The organism is Vibrio cyclitrophicus (assembly GCF_024347435.1).
Lineage (GTDB): Bacteria > Pseudomonadota > Gammaproteobacteria > Enterobacterales > Vibrionaceae > Vibrio > Vibrio cyclitrophicus.
In genome coordinates this window covers 3,408,342-3,415,033 of record NZ_AP025480.1, presented here as the reverse complement: position 1 = coordinate 3,415,033, position 6,692 = coordinate 3,408,342, and the positions used below count along the sequence as shown (strand labels likewise).

General features: G+C 44.7%; 8 protein-coding genes. All 8 read left to right on the top strand.

The window, feature by feature from the left end; genetic code table 11:
- Positions 1-310: 310 nt before the first annotated feature.
- The 8 genes from OCW38_RS15055 to mnmE all read left to right on the top strand — a co-directional run bounded on the left by OCW38_RS15055 (position 311) and on the right by mnmE (position 6,644).
- Positions 311-1,060, top strand: coding sequence for an amino acid ABC transporter substrate-binding protein (locus tag OCW38_RS15055; protein ID WP_016784131.1), 750 nt, complete (start codon positions 311-313; stop codon positions 1,058-1,060).
- Between the two features lie 130 nt (positions 1,061-1,190).
- On the top strand, positions 1,191-1,862 hold the full coding sequence (locus tag OCW38_RS15050) for an amino acid ABC transporter permease (protein WP_010433176.1): 672 nt from the start codon (positions 1,191-1,193) through the stop codon (positions 1,860-1,862).
- A complete protein-coding gene (locus tag OCW38_RS15045) occupies positions 1,859-2,596 on the top strand; it encodes an amino acid ABC transporter ATP-binding protein (RefSeq protein ID WP_261894719.1) in 738 nt (245 codons plus the stop codon). The genes OCW38_RS15050 and OCW38_RS15045 overlap by 4 nt, the downstream gene beginning before the upstream one ends.
- A 206-nt stretch (positions 2,597-2,802) precedes the next feature.
- Positions 2,803-2,937: a 50S ribosomal protein L34 gene (rpmH, locus tag OCW38_RS15040; protein WP_004735800.1), complete on the top strand. Its 135-nt coding sequence runs from the start codon at positions 2,803-2,805 to the stop codon at positions 2,935-2,937.
- A gap of 45 nt (positions 2,938-2,982) precedes the next feature.
- Entirely contained in the window at positions 2,983-3,306 is a 324-nt protein-coding gene (gene rnpA, locus OCW38_RS15035; RefSeq protein WP_016767542.1) for a ribonuclease P protein component, read from the top strand.
- Entirely contained in the window at positions 3,273-3,530 is a 258-nt protein-coding gene (gene yidD / locus OCW38_RS15030; protein WP_004735802.1) for a membrane protein insertion efficiency factor YidD, read from the top strand. Before rnpA ends, yidD begins: the two co-directional genes overlap by 34 nt.
- A 2-nt stretch (positions 3,531-3,532) precedes the next feature.
- The gene (yidC, locus tag OCW38_RS15025; protein ID WP_010433191.1) at positions 3,533-5,152 is read left to right on the top strand and encodes a membrane protein insertase YidC; all 1,620 of its coding nucleotides are present in this window, start codon (positions 3,533-3,535) and stop codon (positions 5,150-5,152) included.
- 130 nt (positions 5,153-5,282) lie between these two features.
- Complete coding sequence (gene mnmE, locus OCW38_RS15020; RefSeq protein WP_010433195.1) at positions 5,283-6,644, top strand: tRNA uridine-5-carboxymethylaminomethyl(34) synthesis GTPase MnmE; 1,362 nt, start codon at positions 5,283-5,285, stop codon at positions 6,642-6,644.
- Positions 6,645-6,692: the final 48 nt, after the last annotated feature.

The following is a 6,692-nucleotide window of genomic DNA, read 5'->3' as shown; positions in this document are numbered from 1 at the left end:
GGTGCCCTCACTCTATTTAAGTAATATGAAATGACTGCTAATTTTACCTGTTGATAAGTCAGATCACCAGCAATTGATCACAGATCCAGTGAATAAGATCCAAGTTATTCACAATAAATTTGTAATTTATCGGTGGATCCACACATCTTGCCCCTAATTTACTCACATAATGATCCACTTATGCCCGGATCCTTACTAGTTATCCCCAAAATGGGAATTCAATCTGGTTATGGTTAATAACATCTGGTTATTTATTCTAGAGAGCATTTTCCCAGTAACATCCAATCCCATAAATATAAGGAGTTACCAAATGAATAACTGGATTAAGGCTGCAATTGCGGCTATCGCACTCTCTGCTGCTACTGTTCAAGCTGCGACTGAAGTTAAAGTCGGTATGTCTGGTCGCTATTTCCCGTTTACGTTCGTTAAACAAGACCAACTACAAGGTTTTGAAGTGGATTTATGGGATGAGATCGGTAAGCGTAACGATTACAACGTTGAATACGTAACGGCAAACTTCTCTGGTCTGTTTGGTCTTCTTGAAACGGGTCGAATTGATACCATTTCAAACCAAATTACAATGACGGATGCGCGTAAAGCGAAATATCTTTTCGCAGACCCTTACGTAGTAGACGGCGCACAAATTACCGTTCGTAAAGGTAATGACAGCATCAAAGGAATCGAAGACCTAGATGGTAAGACGGTTGCGGTAAACCTTGGCTCAAACTTTGAGCAACTGCTGCGCAGCTACGACAAAGATGGCAAAATCAATGTGAAAACCTACGATACAGGTATTGAGCATGATGTCGCTCTTGGCCGTGCAGATGCGTTCGTTATGGATCGCCTATCAGCACTAGAACTTATCAAGAAGACAGGTCTACCATTACAGCTAGCGGGACAACCATTCGAAACAATTGAAAACGCTTGGCCTTTCGTTGACAACGACAACGGTAAAAAATTGCAAGCAGAAGTAAATAAAGCATTAGCAGCAATGCGCGAAGATGGTACGTTAGAAAGTATCTCTCAGAAATGGTTTGGTGCGGATATTACTCATAAGTAATTACTCACTTTCTCCATTCAAAGCCCACTGCTTTACACAGCGGTGGGCTTTTTGCTTTTGAGTTCAGATTAAAAAGCCTGATATAACAGTATTTCCAAACAACACTTCCAATAAAAATACGAGATAGATTATGGGATTTGACTTTAATTACATGCTAGAGCTACTGCCAATACTGCTGAAGTATCTTGGCACAACCATGGAGATGGCGACCTGGGGTTTGTTCTTTGCTCTTATCCTGTCTTTGATATTGGCAAATATTCGTGTATTCAAAATCCCAGTGCTCGATCAACTGAGTCAGCTGTATATTAGCTTCTTTCGCGGAACTCCGCTGCTAGTACAGTTGTTCCTTCTATACTACGGCCTACCGCAGGTATTTCCGTGGATGGTTGGACTCGATGCGTTTGGCGCGGCCGTGATTGGTTTAACCCTTCACTTTGCCGCTTATATGGCAGAGAGTATTCGTGCCGCGATTATTGGTATTGATCGCAGCCAAATGGAAGCCAGTTTGTCTGTAGGCATGACAACTAGCCAAGCAATGCGACGAGTCGTCTTACCGCAAGCAACTCGCGTGGCATTGCCTTCATTGATGAACTACTTCATCGACATGATCAAATCGACTTCACTTGCATTCACCCTAGGTGTAGCCGAAATCATGGCCAAAGCTCAGATGGAAGCGTCTTCAAGTTTCCGCTTCTTCGAGGCTTTCTTAGCTGTAGCGCTGATTTATTGGGGCGTGGTCGTTATCCTCACTCGTATTCAAATTTGGGCCGAAGTGAAACTGAATAAGGCGTATGTACGATGATCAAATTACAAAATATCCACAAGCAGTTTGGTGACACCGAAGTATTGAAAGGGATCGACCTTGAAATCAAACAAGGTGAGATAATTGTCATCATAGGTTCGAGTGGAACAGGTAAGTCCACACTGCTACGTTGCGTAAATTTTCTCGAGCAAGCCGATCAAGGTACGATTTCGATTGACGATATCAAGGTTGATGCTAAGAAACATACCAAAGCAGAGGTGCTGGCACTGCGCCGTAAGACCGGTTTTGTATTCCAAAACTATGCGTTATTTGCTCACCAAACTGCAAAGCAGAATATTGCTGAAGGTTTGATTACCGTTCGAGGTTGGAAAAAGAAGCAAGCCCATGAAAAAGCGCAACAAATACTCGATGATATTGGTCTAGGAGAAAAAGCAGATAGCTACCCTGCTGCGCTTTCTGGAGGTCAACAACAACGCGTTGGGATCGGCCGAGCAATGGCCCTTCAACCAGAGCTTTTGTTGTTCGATGAGCCTACTTCAGCGCTCGATCCTGAATGGGTTGGTGAAGCACTTAACCTCATGAAAAAATTAGCAAATCAGCATCAAACTATGCTGGTGGTTACCCATGAAATGCAGTTCGCTAGAGAGGTCGCAGACCGAGTTATCTTCATGGCCGATGGCCACATTGTCGAGCAGGGATCTCCACAGGATATTTTTGGTAATCCACAGGATCCAAAATTAAAAAAATTCTTAAATAAGGTTGGGATCGACTAAGGATCCTTGTGATTTTAGATATTCTACGTATAATCCCCCGACCGGAATTTTAGTTAACCCAATCATTGACACTTTTTGTGACAGTGATTACAATTCCGCCTCTTTGTTGAGAGGCGTCGGTTTTCCTTTCTTATATAAAGAAGAGAAAAAATGCCCACGCCGGGTTTAACAAAAACCTAAAACTACTGATCAGTAAGGTAATTACAATGAAACGCACTTTTCAACCTACAGTTCTAAAGCGTAAGCGTACTCACGGTTTCCGTGCTCGCATGGCTACTAAGAACGGTCGCGCAACAATCAATGCACGTCGTGCAAAAGGCCGTAAGCGTCTTTCTAAGTAATCTTTGATTATTTTGAATAAGCTAGCCTTCGGTCGGGAGTTACGCTTGTTAACTCCCGAACATTATCAGAATGTCTTCAAGCAAGCTCATCGAGCTGGCTCCCCTCATTTCACCATCATTGCCCGAAATAACTCTCTTTCAAATCCTCGCCTTGGATTAGCCGTTCCGAAAAAACAGATTAAAACCGCCGTGGGTCGTAACCGATTCAAGCGTCTTACTCGTGAAAGCTTTCGTAACATTCAACACAAACTTCCTAACAAAGATTATGTTGTAATAGCTAAAAAGAGCGCGCAAGATTTAAGCAATGAAGAAATGTTCAAGCTACTCGACAAATTATGGCTTCGCCTGTCTCGCCCTTCGCGTGGATAGCGCTAATACCCATCTATTTTTATAGATGGTTTATTAGTCCACTCATCGGCCCACGCTGCCGATTTACTCCAACCTGCTCTTTATATGCGATAGAAGCGTTGAAAGCTCACGGTTTTGTAAAAGGGTGTTGGTTATCAGGCAAACGTCTATTAAAATGCCATCCTTTGAACGAAGGGGGCTTTGACCCCGTTCCACCAGTCCAAAAACAAGACAGAGATAAATAACGATGGATTCTCAACGTAATATCCTGTTAATCGCATTGGCTTTGGTTTCTTTCCTACTTTTCCAACAATGGAATGTAGCTAAGAACCCGGCTCCACAAGCGATTGAGCAGGCACAATCTGGCAGCACCCTACCAGCGCCATCTTATGCAGATGATCTAGACCCAGCTCCGGGCCAAGTTGCTTCTGCAAAAACTATCACAGTAACAACTGATGTACTGACTCTGTCAATTGATACGGTTGGTGGTGATGTCGTTAAAGCAAATCTAAATGATTACTCTGCAGAGTTCGATTCTGAAGATACTTTTGTTCTTCTTAAGAACGAACCAGGTCACCAATTTATCGCTCAAAGCGGTCTAGTGGGTCCTCAAGGTATCGACCTAAGCAGCACAAACCGCCCTAGCTACACAGTTTCAGCAGATAGCTTCACACTTGCTGATGGTCAGGATGAACTACGCATCCCGATGACTTACCAAGCGAACGGCCTTGAGTACACGAAAACATTCGTCCTTAAGCGTGGTAGCTACGCAATGGATGTTGAATACGATGTAGTAAACAACTCTGGTAACAACGCGACATTCGGCATGTACGCTCACCTACGTCAGAACGTTATGGACGACGGTGGTAGCCTAACAATGCCAACTTACCGTGGTGGTGCTTACTCTACGGAAGATACACGCTATAAAAAATACAGCTTCGACGACATGCAAGATCGCAACCTGTCTCTTAACCTAGCAAATGGTCAAGGTTGGGCAGCGATGATTCAGCACTACTTTGCAAGTGCATGGATTCCACGCGACGAAGCAGGCAGCAACCTTTACACTCGTGTCATTGGTAACCTTGGCGACATCGGTGTTCGCATGCCGAACAAAACCATTGCTACTGGCGACGAAGCAAGCTTTAAAGCAACGCTTTGGGTTGGTCCTAAACTTCAAGACCAAATGGCTGCTGTTGCACCAAACCTAGACCTAGTAGTTGACTACGGTTGGTTATGGTTCATTGCTAAACCACTTCATACTCTGCTTTCGTTCATTCAAGGCATCGTTGTGAACTGGGGTCTGGCAATCATCTGTCTAACGTTCATCGTTCGTGGTGCTATGTACCCACTAACGAAAGCTCAGTACACGTCTATGGCGAAAATGCGTATGCTTCAGCCTAAGCTGACTGCAATGCGTGAGCGTATTGGCGACGACCGTCAACGCATGAGCCAAGAAATGATGGAGCTTTACAAGAAAGAAAAAGTAAACCCACTGGGTGGCTGTTTACCTATCCTTCTACAAATGCCTATCTTCATTTCACTATACTGGGCACTAATGGAGTCAGTTGAACTGCGTCATTCACCGTTCTTCGGTTGGATTACTGACCTTTCAGCACAAGACCCATACTACATTTTGCCACTTCTGATGGGTGCTTCAATGTTCCTAATCCAGAAGATGAGCCCGACAACTGTAACGGATCCGATGCAGCAGAAGATCATGACCTTTATGCCGGTTATGTTCACATTCTTCTTCCTGTTCTTCCCTTCAGGTCTGGTTCTTTACTGGCTAGTATCGAACATCGTAACTCTGATTCAGCAAACGCTTATCTATCGCGCGCTGGAAAAGAAAGGCTTACATTCTAAGTAAGTTCGATAACAGAAAGAGATAAAGAAAGGCGACCAAAAGGTCGCCTTTTTGTTTTTAGCTGATTACAATTCAGCTAATTGATTAATCGTGAACGCCCCATTGTGGCTTTCACATGCTAGCAGGCACAACTATGACTACAGATACGATTGTTGCTCAAGCGACCGCGCCTGGCCGTGGTGGCGTAGGTATTATCCGCGTTTCCGGCCCACTGGCCACTCAGGTTGCATTAGAAGTAACAGGCAAAACACTCAAGCCTCGCTATGCGGAGTACCTGCCGTTTAAATCTCAGGATGGCATCGAACTCGACCAAGGTATCGCGCTTTACTTCCCTAACCCACATTCGTTTACTGGCGAAGACGTGTTAGAGCTGCAAGGTCACGGCGGACCAGTGGTTATGGACATGCTAATCAAACGCATCCTAACTATCACAGGCGTGCGTGCTGCACGTCCTGGTGAGTTCTCAGAGCGTGCCTTCTTGAACGACAAGATGGACTTAACGCAAGCCGAAGCCATTGCTGATTTAATTGATGCAAGTTCGGAAGAGGCGGCAAAATCGGCACTACAGTCTCTACAAGGTGAGTTCTCTAAACGCATTAACACGCTGGTTGATTCACTGATACACCTACGAATCTATGTTGAAGCGGCTATCGATTTCCCTGAAGAAGAAATTGATTTTCTTGCCGACGGTAAAGTAAGTGCTGACTTACAGGCTATCATCGACAATCTGGAAGCCGTGCGCCAAGAAGCCAATCAAGGTGCCATCATGCGTGAAGGCATGAAGGTGGTGATAGCCGGGCGCCCAAATGCGGGGAAATCGAGCTTATTGAATGCATTATCAGGCAAAGAATCTGCAATTGTGACCGATATTGCAGGCACCACACGTGATGTACTGCGTGAACATATCCATATTGATGGTATGCCACTGCATATTATTGATACCGCAGGCCTGCGTGATGCTTCAGATGAAGTAGAAAAAATTGGTATTGAACGAGCTTGGGAAGAAATTGCTCAGGCAGACCGAGTTTTATTTATGGTCGATGGCACCACAACAGACGCAACTGACCCGCAAGATATCTGGCCAGATTTCGTTGATCGACTACCAAATAATATCGGTATGACAGTGATCCGAAATAAAGCGGATCAAACCAGTGAAGAACTAGGTATTTGCCACGTTAACGATCCCACTCTAATTCGCTTATCAGCGAAAACAGGCGAAGGGGTCGACGCATTGCGCAGCCACCTTAAAGAGTGCATGGGATTTGCTGGTGGGAATGAGGGCGGTTTCATGGCACGTCGTCGTCACTTAGACGCCTTAGAACGTGCATCAGAGCACTTGGACATCGGCCAACAACAGCTTGAAGGTTATATGGCCGGAGAGATCTTGGCAGAAGAGCTTCGAATCACTCAGCAACATCTTAATGAGATCACGGGTGAATTTAGTTCAGATGACTTATTAGGTCGCATCTTCTCTTCATTCTGTATTGGCAAATAATCTTTAAAGGCCGGCTTATGCTGGCCTTTTCTTTAGTAAGGACAGTTT